Below are 18,902 nucleotides of genomic sequence, written 5' to 3'. Positions count from 1 at the left end.
CGTTCTGATTAGTTACAGCCGCAGCCACCGCCACCGACACCATTGCCGCCGACAGAGCCTTGTTTATAGGAGAAGACTTTTTCTGAGAACACATCGAACTCCGGCACTACCCCGCCGGGTTTCATTTCCGATTTCGCCAGGGTGCCTTTTTGCCACGGCTTCACCGGTTTTATCCCCAACCAATTGTCGATAAACGACAGCAAAGATTCTTCCTCCGGCTGTTTCGCCGGACGGGCTTGCGTCGGGTTCGGTATCGTGGGTTTTGATGCCGATGAGGTGACAGATGTCTGCGTCACCGGGGCGATGGCTTTCACTGATGTGGTGACCGTAGTGACCACCGGGGCCGCTTCAGCTGAACCCTTCGGTTGATTCACTGGCGTGACCGTTGCAGTCGCTGTCGTTTTTGCAGTCGATGTCGTTATTGCTGTCGCTGTAACAGCAGGAACCGGCGCACTCGCAGGAGCCATCGCAGCACCTTTCTCCCCAGTTGAGGCCCCGGTGTCGCTCGCCTGCTGCTGGCTCCGGTAAACCGTCCCCGACACCGCCTCGGACACCTGATAATTCGCAGAGGTCTCTGCGCCCGCCTGCACCTGACCGGTCAGCGCCCAGCCGACCCCCAGAGCCGCCAGCGTGTAAGCAGCTCGGTGCATCATAGCGTCACTCCAATCGCAGCCAGATCTTTCAGGATCACGTCACCAATGCGGTCAATGGCGCCAAAGCGAACTTTCAGCACTTTGCCCTGGTAGACGTAATACAGCGCCGGCATCCCGACTGGCTGGAAATCTTCGATCAGGGTCTGCTCCGGATCATTAATCACCGGAAAGGTCAGCCCCAGCTCCTGTTGGAAGGCCCGTGCCAACTCGACGTCTTCATCAACGTCGACCCCCAGAACCACCACCTTGGTGCTGTCCAGTTTTTTCGCCAGCGCATTCACTTCCGGAAGCTCGACACGGCAGGACACACACCACTCGGCAAAGAAGTCGATCACGGTAACCACATCAGGATTCAAGCCCAGGGTTTGCTGCGCGAAAGGCGTCAAACTATCCCCCTGCTCGTAAGCCTGAGCCTGCGTCGAGAGCAACAACGCCACGGTGAACACCCACTTCTTAAACATAAACACCTCTGATAAAGCAACTAATAACCATTTCTATTTAAATTCATAAAACTGCATTCGCTGATTCAGCAAACCTGCCGTTCTACCTACTGTTTGTCTTTCTTTTTTTACTCCCCCAATACAATCCGAGTGCTCGTTTCCACATCCAGCGCAGACTGGAAGTAGGCTTCCAGCTCCGCAGTGTTTCGGGCGTCATAAACCGCATCCTGAGCACCGGCGCAACGCCGGAACTGTGCCAGTCGATTCTGCGAAACGCCAAAGCTGATAAAACGCATTTCAATCCCTAACTCATCGCGAATTTTCCGGCATATCCCTTCATCAATCATCTGATTCAAAATATCCTCGCGATTATCTTCACCGTCGGTAAACAACACCAACCGCTGAACCGCGGCAACGGAGCCATTTTCAGGCAGTTGCCATTCCTGCTGCCATTGACGGGTCAGGGTACGCACACCCCAGATGAGCCCTTGATACGAAGCGGTTGCATAGCTGGTCGACAGCATCTTCACATGTTCAGTCACTGTGCTGAGCTGATCCGTCAACGGTAAGATCGTTGCTTCAGGGCTACAGGCATCCAACCACGAACTGGCACTCACATCCTTTATTTTCAGACTTTGCGCAGGCGCATTTAAATCGGCTACGGTTTGTTGCGGATCCCAGCGACCGCCGAGATACGACAAGCCATCCACGCATTTCGTGACCCCAGCTGACGCCGGTAGCCAGGACGCGTCCCGAACACTCACCCCAGTATTAAACGGCACCACAGAAAACCGCACCTGATGGTTTCGTGGGTCAATCCCCTCAATGATCCGCGTAATAATGCCTTTGAGCTTGGCCAGATGAGGTGACATCGAGCCGGAAATATCCAGCACCAGGGCAATATCCGTGGGCTTGCTTGCCACTTGGGTCAGCAGCCGGGCGCTCGATTGTGCGCTGGCACTCACCCGAGCCTCTTCCGTCACGACAGGCATCACTCCGGCCATGACGGGCTTGAACTGATACTGAGCACTGACTTCGCAGCGCTGGGTCGCATCCAGTTGAGGCGTGCCAAGCAACGCCTCCGGCACAAAGCCAGGCCGGTAGTAATCCAGATAACCCTGGGTCACCTGACTGTCTGCGCGCTGCTGCCAGGCACAGGCCACCGACGCGGCGTCCGATGCCTGACCCGCCCGGATCACCGCCTGACTGTACATCGCCACAAACAGCGCCAGCGCGATCATCGCCAGCAACGACGGCAGCAACAGGGTAAAGGTCAGCGTCATCGCCCCACGCTGGCGGACAAAGCTACCAACGCACGCACGCTTTGTCGGTCTACGGCGCATACTGCCTCCCGATCATCACGGCGGAGCTGGTAAAATAGTTCTGGCCCAGCCCTTTCAGCCCGGGAAAAATATCTGACATCAACATGGGTATCGCGCTCAGACACACCGAGACCTGAAACAGATCGGCCTTCTCTCCTAAATTTGCCCCCGATGCACCGCCCTCCGGTGACAGCATGGACAGCTGCGGTAACGCTTGCTGGGCCTGACACGCCAGTCCGGCATGCTTCTCGCGATACAACTGGACGTCGCCCCGCTCATCAAACTTGATTTGCTCCAGCAGTAGGCTGACCTGTAGCCCGGCCGATTCATTCGTCGCAAAATAACGTTGGGCAACCCGCTGCAAATCTGACGTCATCGCGGCCGTGATCTCATCGTGAGCCCCTGCCAGCGGCACCTCCAGTTGCTCGCTGGTCACCACCGTGGCCAAGGCATACGCAACCCGGTCCAGTTTGGATTTCAGGCTCAGGGCATACCCCAGCTGAACGACGAAAAGCAGCAACAAAGTCAGCACCAGCGCAATGACCGGAAAGGCAATCACACTGCTGCCGCGTTGGCTGTGACGTGGACGGTAGCTGTGGCGTTGGTGGTAGCTGTGGCAGTGCCGAAGCCCGTTCAAGTGACGCGTCATAGGCCACTCTCCTGTTCATGCGCGATCAAGAGTGTCCGCTCAAACCGGGTCAATTGCTGAAAGGCATCTGACCAGCCCGCAATGAACAGCACCCGGTACGGGTAGGTCACCCGATACTCCGCGAACGGCTGCTGACGGTACGTCATGGTAGATTGCCCCTGTTTCAGCGCCTTAAGCGACTCAAAATAAGCGCCTTCAATTGTCAACCGCGAGCTGTCAATTAGCGGCAAAGACTGCGCCTGTAAGGCCGATTGCAGTTCGGTCACGGTGTCTTGATGCGCGCGGACCGTAATAATGCCGCGTGAGGCGCTGGCGAGCGCCGCATCCAGCACACTGGCGGTCATGATGAAGCGACACACTTCAATCACCACCAGGACCATCACCATAAACGGCAGCAGCGTGACGATATATTCGAGACTGGCGCTGCCTCGCTGAAGCCTCATGGCGCCTCTCCTTGTTGCCACTGACGATAGAAGTCCATATTGTTCGTCAGTTCAGCCGGGTTCAGGTCCTGTTTGGCAATCGTCCGGGCGGTCACCAAATCCCCGGTCATGGCAAATGCCAGCGCCAGGTTCTGACGCATCTTTACCGTGCTGGTGCCGCGCAGATAAAACGGATGCAGGATCTCGATCCCCTTACGTGGTCGGTCATCCAGGATCCAGCTCATCGCCAGGTTATTGCGGTACTCCAGGTGATCCGGCGCAACGGCCACGGCGGCCACAAACGCGGTTCTGGCCCGGGCGTAGTCTTGCTGCAATGCCCTGCAGGTCCCCAGCGCATTCAGGGTTTCAGCATCCTGCGGCAACAGGTCCGCGGCCTGCTGCAAGGCCGATGCCGCAGCTTCGGCATCTCCCTGAGCCAGATTCGCCCGGCCCAGTTCGCGCAGGATATGACCATACCAGGCCGTATCCGCTGCCGCTGCTTTCGCATCCCCGGCTTTGTCTGCCGCCCGGTGCAAAAAGTGCAGCGCCAGCTCGGTATCACCGCTCTGGTTGTATGCTGCGCCCAGACGGTACATCAGCTCGGTGTTTTCCGGCGCTTGCGTCAGTTGCTGACGGTAAATGGTGATCGCACTTTCCGGCCGGCCGCTTTGCAGCGCGACGTCCGCCAGACGGCGATCCTGCTGCCACTCCGCCTCGTCAATTGCATGCGATTGCAGGGTCGCGCAACCAGTTACGCCGCTGACCGCCAGCATCAGAACGCCGAATTTCAGGTGATGTTTCAGATAACTGAACAGTCGCTGTTTCATAGCCCCCCCAGGCTTTCTAATAAAGCAATCACGGTCGGTGCCACAATCAGCACCACCACCGGCATCATCACCAGCACCACCACCGGAATGGACATCTTGGCCGGGATCTTCCCTACCGCCTCTTCCACCCTGAGGTACTGATACTGCCGGGTATCGGCGGCCAGCAGACGGATGGTCTGGGCAACCGGGCTGCCGTACTGCTCCGTTTGTGACAGCGCCACCACCATATTTTCGATTTCCGCCAGCGCAGTCCGCCGTGCCAGGTTCTCCAGTGCCGTCCGCCGTGTATCTAGCAAGCGCAGTTCCGCTTCGGTGATCAGCCACTCCCGGGATAGTTCAGGCGCAACGCGAGCCATTTCGCGCCCCACACGCTCAAACACCGCTTCCAGCGTCAACCCCGATTCAACACACACCACCATTAAATCCAGGGCATCCGGCAATGACCGGGCGATGCGCTGGTTGATCTCGCGGGCACGCCATTTCAGGGCATGCTCCAGCATCAGACCGGCACAAATGGCTGACACCAGTGCTTCTGCCAGCACCAGCGAGTTCACGCCTTCGTCCTTCGCCAGCAGCCAGCCCACGCCAAACACGGCCATGCTCATCGCTTTCAGCCCCATAAACACGCGAGCTGCCTGTGGGTGATGAAACCCGGCCTGCACCAGCAGCCGCTGAATCGCATCACTGGCTTTCGGCGTCGGTAGCCAGCTCACCAACCGGTGTAGCCCCATGTCTTTAGGCTGCTGATGACCCACGGCAACCAAGGCGAGTCGGGCCTCAACCAACTCCCGGCGCTGGGCTCGCCCCCCAGCCAGCACGGCCAGCACGCTGCCCGCCACCAAAAGAAACACGCCAATCCATATTGATACCGACATTACAACCTCACCTTCGTCAGACGCTGGATCACCAGGAGTCCCAGCAGCATGCTGCCGCTGACATATCCCAGCACCCACTGCCCCATCTCCGTTCCGGTGAGATTGACAAATGAGGCCGGATTTTTGAAAAACATCACACCGATGAGCAGCAGCGGCAGGCATGCCAGGATCACCGCAGTCATCCGCGGCTCTGCCGTCAGGCTCTTGATCTTCATTTTCAGCGCCGCATTGGCGTGCAAGGTCCGGCTCAGGCTATGCAGGACGGCCCGCAACTGGCCGCCGTTCTCCTCGTTCAGCAGCAGCGCCACTGTAAAAAAGTGAAATCCGGAATACGGCAGGCGATAGCTCGCCTCATGCAGGGCTTGTTTCAGGCTGATGCCGATTTCCAGCTGATCCCGGATCAGGGCAAATTCCCGTCCGAGCACGCCCTGCTGGTAAGCCGCCACCTGAGCGATGGCCTGCGGCACGGAAACCCCGGCAGCCACGGCGCGGGACACCTGTCCCAGCACCTGCGGAAATGCAACCTCAAAGGCCTTATGCTGGCGATACTGCATCAGCCAGTAAGCGCTGAGCGCTGCCGTCCCGACAACCAGCGTGACCAACAGCACCCGCCAGCCCAGTGGAAAGATAGCCCCGGCCTGCCAGCTCAACACCGCCAGTGCGCTCAGGCCCAGCAGCCCGAGACGCTGGCCCTGCTGACCGAACAGGGCATCAGTTCTCAACTGCAACCGACGCCAGACAACCGACAGCCAACCGCCCTGCTGCTCCCACTGAAACAGGCGCGAGGCAGATGGTTTGGCCTTTGCCGCAGTCACCAGCACCAGACGCTGTTTGACCTGACGACGCAGCCGCTGATGGCGGATCAGCAAACCACCGCTGGTCACCAACATCAGCAGCAGCGCCAGCACGATCAGCGCCACGGGCAACCCTAATAACACCGGCATGACTACACTCCCATCACTTGCTTGAGCTGCCCTTCGAGCTGGTAATACCGAGCTTTGTGACTAAAGCGCGGCAGCGTCCGGGTCGAGACAAAGCGACCTTGGATATTGCCCTGCGCATCCTGCTCCTGATACTCAAACCGGAACAGATCATTGAGGACATACTGATCGCCTTCGAGCCCGACCACTTCGGTGATCCCGACTACCCGGCGCCGCCCGTCGCGCATCCGCTCAATCTGGATCACCACATCCAGCGTGCTGGCGATCTGACGCCGCAGCGCAGGCAGCGGCAACCGGGCCTCAGCCAGCAGCAACATATTTTCCAGACGGATCAGCGCATCGGCAGGCGTGTTGGCATGCAAGGTACACATCGAGCCGTCATGACCGGTATTCATCGCCTGCATCATGTCAAACGCTTCTGCGCCGCGAACTTCACCCAAAATGATGCGATCGGGACGCATCCGCAGGGCATTGCGCAGCAAACTGCGTTGGTCGACCGCAGCCGTTCCTTCCGAGCTGGCCGGACGGGTTTCGGCGCGGACCACATGCGGCTGTTGCAGTTTCAGCTCCGCCGCATCCTCAATGGTGATGATCCGCTCTTCCGGTGCGATCCCGAACGACAACGCATTGAGCAGCGTAGTTTTACCAGCCCCGGTGCCGCCGGAGATCAACACGTTGACCCGGCAGCGGGCGATAATATCGAGCAAGGTCGCCATCTGCGGCGACATTGCCCCCAACTCAGCCAACTGCGCCAGACTGCGCTTGTGCTCGCTGAATTTGCGGATCGAGATACAGGTGCCATCCAGCGCCAACGGCGGGATCATCACATTCACCCGGCTGCCATCCGGCAGGCGGGCGTCCACCATCGGGTTCAATTCATCCACCCGGCGGCCAACACGGCTGACAATCCGCCGCGCCAGATTCAGCACATGAGCCTCATCCCGAAATGCCACGTCAGCAGCCGATTTCAGTTTGCCCCCTTGTTCAATGAACACCGCGTTGGGACCGTTCACCATAATGTCGGTCACGGTTGGGTCGTCCATCAGGCTTTGCAATGGTCCCAAGCCCAGCAACTCATCCACCAGTTGCTGGGTGATGCGAGCCTGCTCAGCATGGCCAATCGGGTATTGCATCCGCTGGGCAATCTCACCCACCGCCTCAAAAGTCCGGTTTTCCAGTTCGGATTTCGAGAGCTGAACCACCACCGAAGGCTCAATGGCAGCCATCACTTCACGGCGAATCGCGCTGAAGCGCTCCCGCGAAGCACTGGAGGCACTCAAAGCACCGGACACCACCGCCGGTTCGGATGCCGGTTGCGGCTGTGGCGAGCGTTCAACCGAGGTTTTACGTCTGAACATTATGCCCCCTTCAACCAGCGCAGCAGGCCGCGTCCGGTGGCAGCCTGCTCCCCCCGGATCAGATTAACCAGCTGTTGCAGCGCCTTGCCGGCCCGGTGTTTTTTCGCAATCGCCAGCTGCCCCAGAGTCGCGCTGGCCACCATGTGATCCGGGGCAAACGGGATCTCGATATCCGGCTGGCGACCCAGCGCCCGGGCGACATCCGCGGCCGTGATCAACGAAGTTCCTTCCGGCTTGGTGTGATTCAGCACCAGAATCGTCTGCGTTTCTGCTGAAGCTTTCAGCGCATCCAACAGCAAATGGGTCCGCCGAATCGAAGCCAGCGTTGGCTCAACAATCAGCACCTGGATGTCACTGCCGCACAGCGCATTCAGCCCCACCTGATCACGCAGGCTAAACGCAGGAATATCCCAAATCAGAAAATCAGCCTGACGCTGGCAAAAGGCAGAAAATGCCTCAAACTCAAGTTCATCCGGCCAGAACGCCTGCGTCAGCCGGGCGCTGTATCCGGTGAAAATATGCAGGTTTTCCGTCACTTTCACGCCGCTGCGTGCATAAATCAGCGGTTCCAGGCGTGTCGGGTACTGCAACATTTCCTGCAAGGCCCCGTTAGCATTCACGCTCAGCTGCAGGTCGAGATCGCCGGTAACAAAATCCAGGTCCGCACAAGCCACTTGGGTATCCGAATGGGTCGAAAGCCCCCAGGCAATATTGGCCACCAGAGACGTCGTCCCCGCGCCCCCTTTAGCACTGGCAACTGCAATCCGCTTCCCGGACTGCACCGCAGATGCCGTTACTTCAGCCTGCTGAGTCATATATTTTTCCATCATTGATTCCCCGAGGTTGCCGTGGTGGCCGACTGTGGTGCGCGCGGTGCCTCCGGCGCTTCAGCCCGGTAATACGCCTCCATGGCGGAAACGGCCTTACGCCCTTCCATCGGATCCAGCGCTTCGCCGATCACCAGATCGCGTGGATTTGCCACCATCTGTGCCAGCGCACTGGCGTTGGCACAGCCAAAATTGTCTGAACCGACAAACCGCTTCGAGAACCGGCTTCGCTCTTTGCCGGCATGGCAAGTCGGGGCCAGGCTACGGTAAGACTCCACCACCAGGGTGAAATCTGCGACAGAGTCCTGAGCTGGTGCCGCATAGCGACTGCTGACCTGACTCAGGTACACCGCGCGTTGCTGCAACACCTGTTGTAGTGCGGCAAGCGCATCGGCACCCCGGCGGTTGTGGGTTTCAATCACCACGCGCAGCGCCGACGGCGCGCCCAGACGGTAGATAAAATCAGCGACGGCAGCGCGATCTTGCGGGTTGAGCGTTTGGCTTTGCAGCTGCATTGACATCCGGTGCGTCACGGCCTCCACCTGAACTTGCGGCTGACGCGCGATCGGGTCGGCAGCACAGGCACTCAGCAATCCGCTCAGTACGATCATGAATACGATTCGCATGTTCACCTCAGTAATAAAATCCGTTGTCGCCCAGCAAGCGAGGCTGACGATTATCAGAACGCAACACGTCCGAGCGCGCTTCGGGACTTTGCAGCGGCACGGCCAGCAGACGCTCCACATCACTGAGCGGGATCAGGCCGTCGGTTGGCAGCGGCAATGTATCGCCGCGCGTTGGCTGCACCAGATAGGCCGTCGCAATGATGATGAGTTCCGTCTCTTCCCGCTGGAATTCATTCGAGCGGAACAGGCTGCCCAGTACCGGTACATCGCCAATCAGCGGGATCTTTTGCAGTTGCTCGACATCTTTGGACTGCAATAGTCCCCCCAGCGCAAAACTCTGTCCGCTGGCCAGCTCAATCGTGGTGGATGCCTTACGGGTCACAAAGGATGGGAACGTTGTGCCGTTCACCGCTGTGGTTTCAGAGGCAACCGTGCTGACCTCCGGTGCAACCTGCAGGCTGATCCGGTTTTCACTCAGCACCGTGGGTTTGAAGTTCAGCTGAACCCCGAATGATTTGAACATGACGTTGGCGGTGTCGCCGAACACCAGCGGCAGGGCCACTTCTCCCCCGACCAGGAACGAAGCTTCCTCGCCACTCAGCGCCGTCAGGTTGGGCTCGGCCAACACCGACATCATGCCGTTGCTGGCCAGCGCATCGACAATCACCGACAGATCCGCCCAGGATGCCGGGTTCGCGGCACCGGCGACACCGCCGTAGTTGTCAAAAAATCCAAACGTGCCGGTCCCCAGCCCGGTGCCCTGCGTGCCCCATTTGATCCCCAGCTTGTTCGAGACTTTGCGGGAGACTTCCGCGATACGGATCCTCAGGTTGACCTGATTCGGCATGGTGACGGCCAGCTGGTTAATCAGCTCATCCTTGTTGCCACCGGTCGGTGGTGCAACCGACGGCCCGGGCGCTCCTGCCTGCCCGGATTGAGCGGCATCGCCGCTCGAAGCAGACACTTGCGGCTGCGACACATACCCTTCCGCCAGACGGACAATTTTCTCCGCCATCACGGCAGTCGGCACCTGACCTTTCAGGAACAACTTACCGGACAGTGATTCAGCCGAGACCAGCGCATCCGGGAATTCTTTGCCAATCAAAGCATTGAGTCCTTCGACATCATGATTGACCTTGATCGTGGCCGAATAAATCACCCGCTCACCGGCATCGAGCACGTACAGGGAAGTCGAACCGGCTTGCTTACCAAACACCATGATCTTGGTGTTGGTCAGAGCCTGGTAATCCGCGACGTTGGCATTGGCGATAAAAATCGACTTTGCTTGTTGCGGCAGGGTCACCAGTTGCGCCTGATCCAGCACCACATTCAACGCCTTGGCCTGCACCGCTACGCTCGCGATCAGCAGCATGATCCCGCCAAGTACTTTTCCCAGCACTGGCCCAAGAACTTGTTTAATCATCTTGCATCCCTGTTTTGTTCATCACCCGCTTGTCTTTGGCGCGAAACTCCACCAGCCCCACATCGGGCTGGACCAGCTTGGCTTCCGGGAAGATATCGTCAATATGGACTTGCTGGGGTTCTGCCCAATCCAGTGCCTGGTCATGTTTGCTGCGTAGCGCCATCGATAACATGCCGAGCTGGTTGGCCAGCAGCACCTTATTGGCCTGCTCAGGAGAAACTTCCAGCGTCACAGCGCTGTTTTCTGGAATAAAGCCTTGATACTTTTCCTGCGCTTCCAGATAGCGATCCGCTTGCACGGCATCATTGAATGCCAGCACCCGCGCTTTCTGCACAATGGTTTTGGCATACAGGCTGTGGGTTTCATTACCGCGGGTTCTCAGCTCCTGCTCTTTCGAGGCCAGCAGCAGTACATCGACATAATCACCGGGACCGATCAGGCCCGAATGCGCAGTCACCTGATCGACCGGCACCGAGACGGCGCGATAACCGGGACGCAACATCACCGAGAGAAACCCGCCCGCTTCCGGCTGGATAAAATCAGCAACGCTGAGGACTTCCCCGGCCGCAAAATCACCGGCCAGTACGGTTTGACGCAACCTAGCCAAATCAAATTTGGCTCTGTCGATATAATCGAGTCGGTGCTGCAAGGCTTCGGCATCGACCGTCTTCCACTTAAACAGGGATGTACTGAACTGACGTCCGGCTTTCACCGGCCGGGCCGTGACCAGCACTTCCAGCTGGGTGGGCGCTGCCTGTTGTGTTTCCGGCTTCGGCGCCGACGCGGTGAGCTGCAAGCCCAGCCAGGCCAACCCCGCCAGGGACATCAGCAGCGACAAGTAAACAATTCGTTTTGCTTTCATGCTTTATTCTGTATTTGCGAAATAAAAGGTGCGGTCAGAAGCCTCAGGATTCATCACCCTGAATTGAGCCCAGCTTATTAATGACTTCTTCATAAGTGCTATTAATCGCATTCGTCAGCTCCCCGTCGCGCCCCAGGAAGTTCATCATGATCAGGGACATTGCTGCGGCCAGAATGGCGTATTCAATCGCAGCCGCGCCGCGCTGTTTTTTTAATTTCATTTTCATTTCATTGGTTCCTAAGGATTTTCGTCAAACAATAGGTGTGACTCACCCGACCCCGGGTGAGTCACGATTTTTTTCAAGGGAGTTAAAAATTAGTCAGATGCCACCAAGCGGTACATGTATGACGAGTAGGAATCCGCAGTCGTAACCTTACTGTCAGTCATGTCGTAACACACCTGGCGACCGGAGCCGGATGGTTGATCCGTAAAGTAGCAACGGTAAAAACGGTTATCCGATTCGTTATGTCGGAAGACGGAGGTGTTGATTGGCAACAGGCTTTGTAGTTCTGTCAGCGCCGGCACACGCCAGTTTGTCTTGTTACACAATGACGCAGTATTTTGCGTATCCACTTCCGCCTGGACACCGCTATATTTCAACCTGCGCTCATAACCATTACTGTCAAACAACTGCCAGGTCAGTTTGCTGTCCGGCTGATAAGCACACTTCGCCTGCTCAATCTCTGTGACAACGTTGCCGTCTTTATCCAGCAATTGATAGGAAGGTAAGTGCTCGGACAACAGTCGGCCAAAGACGACTTTACCCTCGCTACCGTACTTATTGCCGTATGTGACCGTGCTGTCCATATGGACTGTTGGGTGGCGATAGATGTTTTGATCACTGGCCCAACGTGAAGGCACCGAAGTCCAATAATAGAAAGATATCCCCCCCTCGAATTGAGGCTTGTCGTATTCCGCCAGCATTGCCAAATGATGCGGGAATACTGACGTATCAATGGTGTTCTTACCGTTCACCGTGGCTGTTTCCAGCGTTTGCAGCTGAGCAGGGTGTGGCAGTGTCCAATCCGTACGCCCGCAGTAGGTTTCTGCATTCGCCGCTTCCACCAACCCACCAGTCCCAAGCACACTCGGCAGACCGGATGCTGAAGCATCGAACGCCAGATCGTCCTGACCTTCCGGTACACCATCCTTCAGTAAAGTCCAGGTTCGTGCCCGGGCCGGGTCGCGATTATCCAGCACACAACGCCAGCCTTGTGCGTAAGTGGTCGATGTCGGCAGGTAGCGACCATGAATATCCAGCTTGGTGAAATGTTGCCCGACCAGCGCATCCGCTTTCGCAACCACATAACCCGCATGGTGGGCACGGACTAAGCCATCTTCCGCCTTGGTGGTATATTCGGCGACACTGTCCACATCAGGTTGTGTCAGGACCAGACTTTCCAGTGCTTTCAGTGCATCCAGCAGGGCTTGATCTGTGCCGGCTGCCAGAGATGCCAATGCCGCTTGCAAAGCTTGACTCGACTGCGCCAGGGGATCCAATAGCGGTGAAAGTGCAGCAATTGCCTCATACAGGCTCAGGCTGTGTGCGTGGATATCACTGCCCACGCCGGCATTTTCCAGTGCTTGCGCTTGAAGCAGTAATGCCGCATGTGCAACCTTTACATTGGTGACGGCAGTCATTGGCGACGCGATACTCTGTACGGCAGCCAACGCCTGTTGCTTCTCGACCAGGGCAGCCTGAATCAAATGGGCCGTTTCAATGTCCTGAAGAATCGTCCGTTTCTGCGTTGCATCAATCCCCATACGGGTATTCAGCATTTGCTGGTACAAGGCAAACACCGTCAGCCGTGTCGCATTGGCATCGATTTGCTGCTGCAGGTTGTTGACAACGCTCTCGGTGTTATGACCGAACGTCGCAATATCCGACAACAGCGTTGCCCGTTCCACTTGCGTCGCCGTTTTAATGCGGTCAATCAAGCTGACAGCGGTGGCTGAGACAGAAGTCCACTGCGCATTGGTCGCGGTTTGCTGGTTTTGCAAATCCGTACGCAGGTTTACGGCCTGGCTCAGCAATGTCGCGGTGTCCGGCAGGAACCAGGTCGTGACGATATCTGCAGCAGAATACGTCGCAAGGTCTACGACCTGACCGTTCTGTACCGCGACGAAAGTCTGCTGGCCGTTTTCAGTCGAAGTTGCCCAGTATTTCGGATAACTATCATTGATGATAAATCCATCATCCATATTCGATGGAATATGGCTGGAATCAGCAGTGTTTTTGGCAATCGTGGCTTCTTTAGACAATAAGGTCCACCCCAATAACCCACATGTAGCACCAGCGACTATCTCGGGAATTTCACTTATTTTCGAAGGATTGACATACCCTTTATTTGTCCAAAATTGCGGTTCTCCTTTTCCTGCCACATCATATTCGGCATAACATTTCGCAGAACCCGACCATTTACCACTATAAGAACTTAACGATACAGGCTGCTCCCACGTCACCATCGGGACAACACGCAACGCAACAAAATCCGCCACCGCATCGGTCGCCCACATTACCTGACCCGGCGCATTGGACTCCCCTTGAATGGCATCTGCTTTCACGCGAACCCCGACTTGCGTTTTGTCATAAGCCTGAGGGCCGATATGTTGCGGGTTGCTCGTCACCGGGTGCCAGGTGGTCCCGCCGTCGTTGGTGAATTCATAATGTTTTGCGCGGTCATAGGTGGAATCCGTCCACGCCCAACGCAACCCGTTGGTTTTGACTTCGTTATAATGGTCTCCGAAATTTTTATTCACCACTTCCGGGGATGTCGGTGCATCCGGTTGTTCACCGGAGATAAAATCAGTCGTATTTTTCAGTACCAGACCCGCCGACATGCCATTTTGCAGGTTAGCTTTCACACGTACCTGCACCTGACCCGCTGACAAATTCACATCGCCAACAACAATCGGTTTGGCGCTCACACCCTGCCAGCTTTTTCCGCCGTTCAGTGAATATTCGTAATCACCGATCAGGGTAAACGCTAGTACAAACGTCCAGTCAAACGTATTCGCCGTGTCATCGGTGACAGGTTGCGTTGGCGCCGCCGGCTGACCCGGCTTCACGGTGAAGGCGACGGTGTTACTCAATGCTGCACTGGCTTCGCGCCCCGTTAACGGATCCGCTTTGACGCGCACTTTAATTTCACCGGCGGCAAAGACGCCGTCTTTGATCAGCGCGTGCGGATTCCCATTGACCGGTTGCCAGTCCTGGCCCTGGATCTGAATTTCATAATCCGTGGCTTGGGTGAAGCCCGGTGTCCAAGCCCAGCCGAACGTATCGGCACTGTCGTTTGTCAGCGGCGCAGTCGGCGCAACCGGAGTTGCCGGGGTTTCCGTGAATGGGGCTAACGAGCACAGGATCTCACCGGCCGGGTGATTGCCTTTTGCGTTGGCTTTCACACGCAGGCATACCTGACCCGCATCATACGACTCATCTGGAATCGCCGCCGGTTTGCCGTTGACATTCGACCAGGTTTTCCCGCTGTCCAGCGACAACTCATAGAACGCTGCATCGTCAAAATCCGCGACAAAGGTCCAGTCAAACTGGTTGGCGATATCATTCACCGTTCCCTGACTCGGGGCCCCAGGTTTATCGGCCTCTTGAGTGAATGCCTGGTTAACGACTGCAATCTCCCCTGCCGGCATTCCATTTTCAGAGTTCGCCGCGACGCGAAGCTGTACCGCGCCCTTGGCAATCTCAAGGTTCCCAACCGACAGTGGCTTTTGGCTCACCCTTGTCCAGCTTTGGCCGTTATCGAGACTGACTTCATAGTCGGCGTAATCGGTAAAGCCTGCGACATAATCCCAGTCTACGAAGTTTGTTTCATCACTGGCCTGAATGCCGCTCGGCTTGGCTGGCTGCTGAGGTGTGTGAGTAAAGGCAACTGTCGAAGATGCCGCCAGTCCCGCGGCGTGAGGCTTGGCCCCCGAACTGTCGGCCGCAACTCGCACTTTCAGATCCCCGGCAGCGATCATCACATCCCCAACCGGTTGCGGTTTCGCGTTGACGCTCTGCCAGCTCATTCCCCGATCAACGGAATATTCATATGCCGTGGCATGGTCGTGCCCCGACACCAGATCCCAGTCGAACTGATTCCGGGCATCATCCACTCGCACTGCTGCCGGAGCGGCAGGAACCAGCGCCTGAGCCAATGGCTGTTCACTTTTCAGGACCTGACCTGCTTTAAATCCCTTGGCAGGATTCGCCTTCACCCGCACCTGAATATCACCGGTCGGGTAAGCCTTCAGGTCAAGATGAAGCGGTTTTTGCGCGACCGAGTGCCATTGCTTACCTGCATCAGTCGAAAATTCATAATGTTCATGAGAAGTCAGCAGTCCCACCCATTGCCAGTCGAAAATACGGGCATTGACATTCAGAGCCCCGGCATCAGGTGCTTTCGGCGCATGCGGCTGAACCAGTAGCTGCGCCCCTTCCGTTTCATCTCGGGTGATGGTGATATCCGGCACATGGGCCTGGACCAGATCGCGAATCTGATCCGGCGTGTGGCTGGCCGTACCGACCAGGCGATCGGTTTGAGATTTGAGGGCTTTCACGTCCAGCAGGCCCAGTTTCACGCGCAAACCAGCGCGGACATCACTCAGAATCACGCCATTGGCCAGCGAAGCTTTTTCAGCTTCCTGCATCAGCGCCGTCAGGCCTTGGGCCAGAGCGTGGAGCTGTTTATCTGCGGGATGCGAACCAGCCAGAAAATCGGAGGTAAGCCGCGTCCGGTCAACGTTCAGCGTTTGTGCCAGCGTTGTAGCTGCAGTTTGAAAATCAACACCCTTCTGTCGGGCAACGGTTAGGGTCAGGGTCGTGAGGGGGCTGACCACGGCAGCGGCATCTGCCGGGGCACTCAGGGAAAAACCATCCGGAATCGGCGCGTTCGGGGAGTCCATATCCACCGTCTGATTCGCCAGCGCTTCCACCAGAACATGGTACTTCGACAAGTCAATGCCGTCGTAGGCTAGTGTGTACCGACCTTGCGCATCGGTGGTTACAATCTGACTGTCACCGGTATCGCAGCTCAGGTTGTGGTTCATATCGATACAAACCTGAGCATTTTTGAGATAGCCATCCAGTGCGACACCCGAGAATTCAGCGGTCGCAGCTTCTTTCTCTGTGGCGGTCGACAGCTTTGGATCTGAGTCCGAACTATTACATCCAACCAATAACGCACTTGCGATCATCGTCAGCGCAAAAGAGGTTTTCTTCCCTTCCAGCATCATACAACTAACCTTTTCCCTTTCGAATCATTGAGTAACAGATTGCACAATTTCAAAAAACGGCCGGATGATAATGGAAATAGTAATGATTATCAATTATATTGAGTCGTTACTTTATTAACCTAATGTTCAATTAGTGAAATGGGTCAAAAAAGACCTAAAAATCAACCAGAAAGAGAAATATGGAAAAGAAATTTAAACGTTCAGGATTAGCTGCGCTTGTGACCAGCTGTACGATACTTGCTGGCTGTGGCAGTGATGACAACACGCCTCAGACAAAATCGGCAACCTATGGATACAAGCAACATCCGATTTGCGTGGATGCTGATCTCAGTGGAACCTGTGGTGAGCTGGAAACGTCTGTAACCAATCTGGAGCAAAAAATCCAAGGCCAGTCTGCCCCCTACCTGATCAATCACGGCAATGATTTTCTGACCGCACCGGCAGCTGCCAGTATCATCAGCCCGTTTACCACCCTGCTCCAAAGCGAAATGATGTTTAACCCGAGTGTGGCCGGCAGTCAGGTTCAGGCCGAACAACAATTGCAGGCGATTTTTGGTGAAAAGTACGGGATCAATTTCAGCGAGCTTTCAAGCATTCACGGCCCACAGACCCTGACCGATGAACTCCTGGCCTCATTCCGCCATGCACTCACCCTGCAAGGGGATTCCAACTACCTCAAAATTGCCGCCGCCGTCGACAAGATGATCCGCGAGCGAAGCTTCGACATTACCGGCAGCTTGACGCAAGCCGACCTGGATAGCCATTTCATTAACCTGGATAAGCGCTACCTTCTGGCCGGCTCCTACACCACCAGCGCGCTGTCCTCGCCTGACCTGGTCACGGTGAATCCGGGCAACGGCATGCTGCTTGCCTTGCTGCCAAATAATCAGCTGATGCAGATGGATACGGCAACCGGTGCCTACGCTTCATTTTCACCGGCGGTTGAAAATGCGGCGGCTCAGCCACAGACCGAGATCGGTGGCTACCAGGGATTTGATCACGATGACGACGACGATGATGACGACGACGACTGGTATCCAGCTCTGCCGCCGTCCGTCCTGAGCCTGGCGGTCCAAGGTAAGGAAAACCAGCAAGCTTATCTGCTGTATAAACCTTCGCTGACCGGCAATACCTCGGTGAGTAACACCTGTACCCCAACCGGCGAGAACGGAATTTTCCTCACTAAAATCGGCAGTAACAGCCAATCGCAGCCGCTCCCGGCCGAAATGAAGATCGACAGCTTCGGCGGTGCATCCAGCCAGCTCCCGCCGGTCACACAACAACCGTCCGTGCCGGTCTCTTCCGCTCAGTGCCGTAACAATCACATCAATACATTTACACCGCTGTATAAGCAAGATCAGCTCGTGACCGTTTTTACCAACGGCTCTGCCCAGCACAGCGAATTGCAACTGCTCTCCAGCAAAACCTTAGCGCCGCAAGGGATCCGCTATCCGCTTTCCACAACTCAGCCGTTGGTGGTTGCCGATCACAGCCAGCGCCAGCTGCTGGTGGTTGACGGGACAGTCAATCAAGCGACGATCCTGAACAGCAAAACCCTGCAACCGAAGGCGATCCTGGGTACCAGCGATATTCGTGCCGCCGTTTTTACCAACAATGACAACAGCCTGATTGTCAGCGATGGCAAAGAGCTCCTCCACTGGTATGAAATTTCAGCCCCCGACAATGCCAGCACCACACTGAATCTGGGCGCGCCCGTGAAGAGTCTGGCCGTATCCCCCGACGGGCAGCTGAGCGCCGCACTGACCGACAAACGCCTGCATCTTATTGACAACCAAAGCCGCCAGGTGATCCTGTCGAAAGCTTACCAGCCGAAATACTCATACGGCATCAGCGCGAAAATGCACATGCTGAACGATAAAGTCATCATCTCCAACTACGGGTCGCTGGACTATATTCAATTCGGCAACCTCATCGGCAGCCCGGCCAAAGTCGGCTACCAGTTGATCACCCGGAAACTGATTGAAACCTGGGCCGACGCAGCCGACAACCCGTTCAGCCCGACCACGCTGAGCTACCTGCTTGAAAAAACTGGAGCGGAAGCCTCAATCAGCAGCCACTTCAGTAATCTTGATGTCGAATGGCTTCCTGCCAATGCAACCAAAGCCAGCGACATCAAAACCGTGGTCCTGTCCGGCTACTTCCGCGGCGAACGGATCAGCATGTACAAGCACCTTTGATCCTGTCGTGCCACGTTTACCATGCTACAGCGCCGGCTTTACCGCCGGCGCATTTTCACCAAGGCACAGGACACCACCTCGTTCAACCGTCACTCAGCCCATTCATACATTGTCGCCATCTTCACCGAAAAATACACCATTGGACATAAAAACCCCTCAAAACCCATAAAATCCCTACAAAACCACTCCCCACCTCGACTGACCTAACACCGTGTGATCCGCACGAAACCGGGTTATTCAGTGC

At 56.5% G+C, this 18,902-nt stretch carries 16 protein-coding genes; 1 reads left to right on the top strand and 15 read right to left on the bottom strand.

The window, feature by feature from the left end; all coding sequences use genetic code 11:
• Nucleotides 1-8 precede the first annotated feature (8 nt).
• The 15 genes from VV869_RS14085 to VV869_RS14015 all read right to left on the bottom strand — a co-directional run bounded on the left by VV869_RS14085 (nt 9) and on the right by VV869_RS14015 (nt 16,460).
• The gene (locus VV869_RS14085; protein ID WP_337735551.1) at nt 9-653 is read right to left on the bottom strand and encodes a DUF4266 domain-containing protein; all 645 of its coding nucleotides are present in this window, start codon (nt 651-653) and stop codon (nt 9-11) included.
• A complete protein-coding gene (locus VV869_RS14080; RefSeq protein ID WP_337735550.1) occupies nt 650-1,114 on the bottom strand; it encodes a TlpA family protein disulfide reductase in 465 nt (154 codons plus the stop codon). Before VV869_RS14080 ends, VV869_RS14085 begins: the two co-directional genes overlap by 4 nt.
• A 107-nt stretch (nt 1,115-1,221) precedes the next feature.
• Nucleotides 1,222-2,436 (bottom strand): TadE/TadG family type IV pilus assembly protein, encoded by a 1,215-nt coding sequence (locus VV869_RS14075; protein WP_337735549.1) that lies wholly within the window; start codon nt 2,434-2,436, stop codon nt 1,222-1,224.
• Nucleotides 2,426-3,064, bottom strand: coding sequence for a tight adherence pilus pseudopilin TadF (tadF, locus tag VV869_RS14070; RefSeq protein ID WP_337735548.1), 639 nt, complete (start codon nt 3,062-3,064; stop codon nt 2,426-2,428). Before tadF ends, VV869_RS14075 begins: the two co-directional genes overlap by 11 nt.
• A complete protein-coding gene (locus tag VV869_RS14065; protein ID WP_337735547.1) occupies nt 3,061-3,507 on the bottom strand; it encodes a TadE/TadG family type IV pilus assembly protein in 447 nt (148 codons plus the stop codon). The genes tadF and VV869_RS14065 overlap by 4 nt, the downstream gene beginning before the upstream one ends.
• The gene (locus VV869_RS14060) at nt 3,504-4,313 is read right to left on the bottom strand and encodes a tetratricopeptide repeat protein (protein WP_337735546.1); all 810 of its coding nucleotides are present in this window, start codon (nt 4,311-4,313) and stop codon (nt 3,504-3,506) included. Before VV869_RS14060 ends, VV869_RS14065 begins: the two co-directional genes overlap by 4 nt.
• On the bottom strand, nt 4,310-5,188 hold the full coding sequence (locus VV869_RS14055) for a type II secretion system F family protein (RefSeq protein WP_337735545.1): 879 nt from the start codon (nt 5,186-5,188) through the stop codon (nt 4,310-4,312). Before VV869_RS14055 ends, VV869_RS14060 begins: the two co-directional genes overlap by 4 nt.
• On the bottom strand, nt 5,188-6,132 hold the full coding sequence (locus tag VV869_RS14050; protein WP_337735544.1) for a type II secretion system F family protein: 945 nt from the start codon (nt 6,130-6,132) through the stop codon (nt 5,188-5,190). Before VV869_RS14050 ends, VV869_RS14055 begins: the two co-directional genes overlap by 1 nt.
• Nucleotides 6,133-6,134: 2 nt before the next feature.
• Complete coding sequence (locus VV869_RS14045) at nt 6,135-7,487, bottom strand: CpaF family protein (RefSeq protein WP_337735543.1); 1,353 nt, start codon at nt 7,485-7,487, stop codon at nt 6,135-6,137.
• A complete protein-coding gene (locus VV869_RS14040; RefSeq protein WP_337735542.1) occupies nt 7,487-8,302 on the bottom strand; it encodes an AAA family ATPase in 816 nt (271 codons plus the stop codon). Before VV869_RS14040 ends, VV869_RS14045 begins: the two co-directional genes overlap by 1 nt.
• 11 nt (nt 8,303-8,313) lie before the next feature.
• A complete protein-coding gene (locus tag VV869_RS14035) occupies nt 8,314-8,940 on the bottom strand; it encodes a CpaD family pilus assembly lipoprotein (protein WP_337735541.1) in 627 nt (208 codons plus the stop codon).
• A 7-nt stretch (nt 8,941-8,947) separates the two neighbouring features.
• The gene (locus tag VV869_RS14030) at nt 8,948-10,363 is read right to left on the bottom strand and encodes a type II and III secretion system protein family protein (RefSeq protein ID WP_443147319.1); all 1,416 of its coding nucleotides are present in this window, start codon (nt 10,361-10,363) and stop codon (nt 8,948-8,950) included.
• Nucleotides 10,356-11,225: a Flp pilus assembly protein CpaB gene (gene cpaB / locus VV869_RS14025; RefSeq protein WP_337735540.1), complete on the bottom strand. Its 870-nt coding sequence runs from the start codon at nt 11,223-11,225 to the stop codon at nt 10,356-10,358. The genes VV869_RS14030 and cpaB overlap by 8 nt, the downstream gene beginning before the upstream one ends.
• A 43-nt stretch (nt 11,226-11,268) precedes the next feature.
• On the bottom strand, nt 11,269-11,445 hold the full coding sequence (locus VV869_RS14020; RefSeq protein WP_337735539.1) for a Flp family type IVb pilin: 177 nt from the start codon (nt 11,443-11,445) through the stop codon (nt 11,269-11,271).
• A gap of 95 nt (nt 11,446-11,540) precedes the next feature.
• Entirely contained in the window at nt 11,541-16,460 is a 4,920-nt protein-coding gene (locus VV869_RS14015; RefSeq protein ID WP_337735538.1) for a hypothetical protein, read from the bottom strand.
• Nucleotides 16,461-16,639: 179 nt separating this feature from the next.
• Between VV869_RS14015 and VV869_RS14010 the strand changes: the two genes are divergently transcribed.
• Nucleotides 16,640-18,658: a hypothetical protein gene (locus VV869_RS14010; RefSeq protein WP_337735537.1), complete on the top strand. Its 2,019-nt coding sequence runs from the start codon at nt 16,640-16,642 to the stop codon at nt 18,656-18,658.
• Nucleotides 18,659-18,902: the final 244 nt, after the last annotated feature.

This window comes from Photobacterium sp. MCCC 1A19761 (assembly GCF_037389125.1).
Classification (GTDB): Bacteria; Pseudomonadota; Gammaproteobacteria; order Enterobacterales; family Vibrionaceae; genus Photobacterium.
The sequence above is the reverse complement of the archived record's forward strand: the minus strand, read 5'-3'. Positions and strand labels throughout refer to the sequence as shown.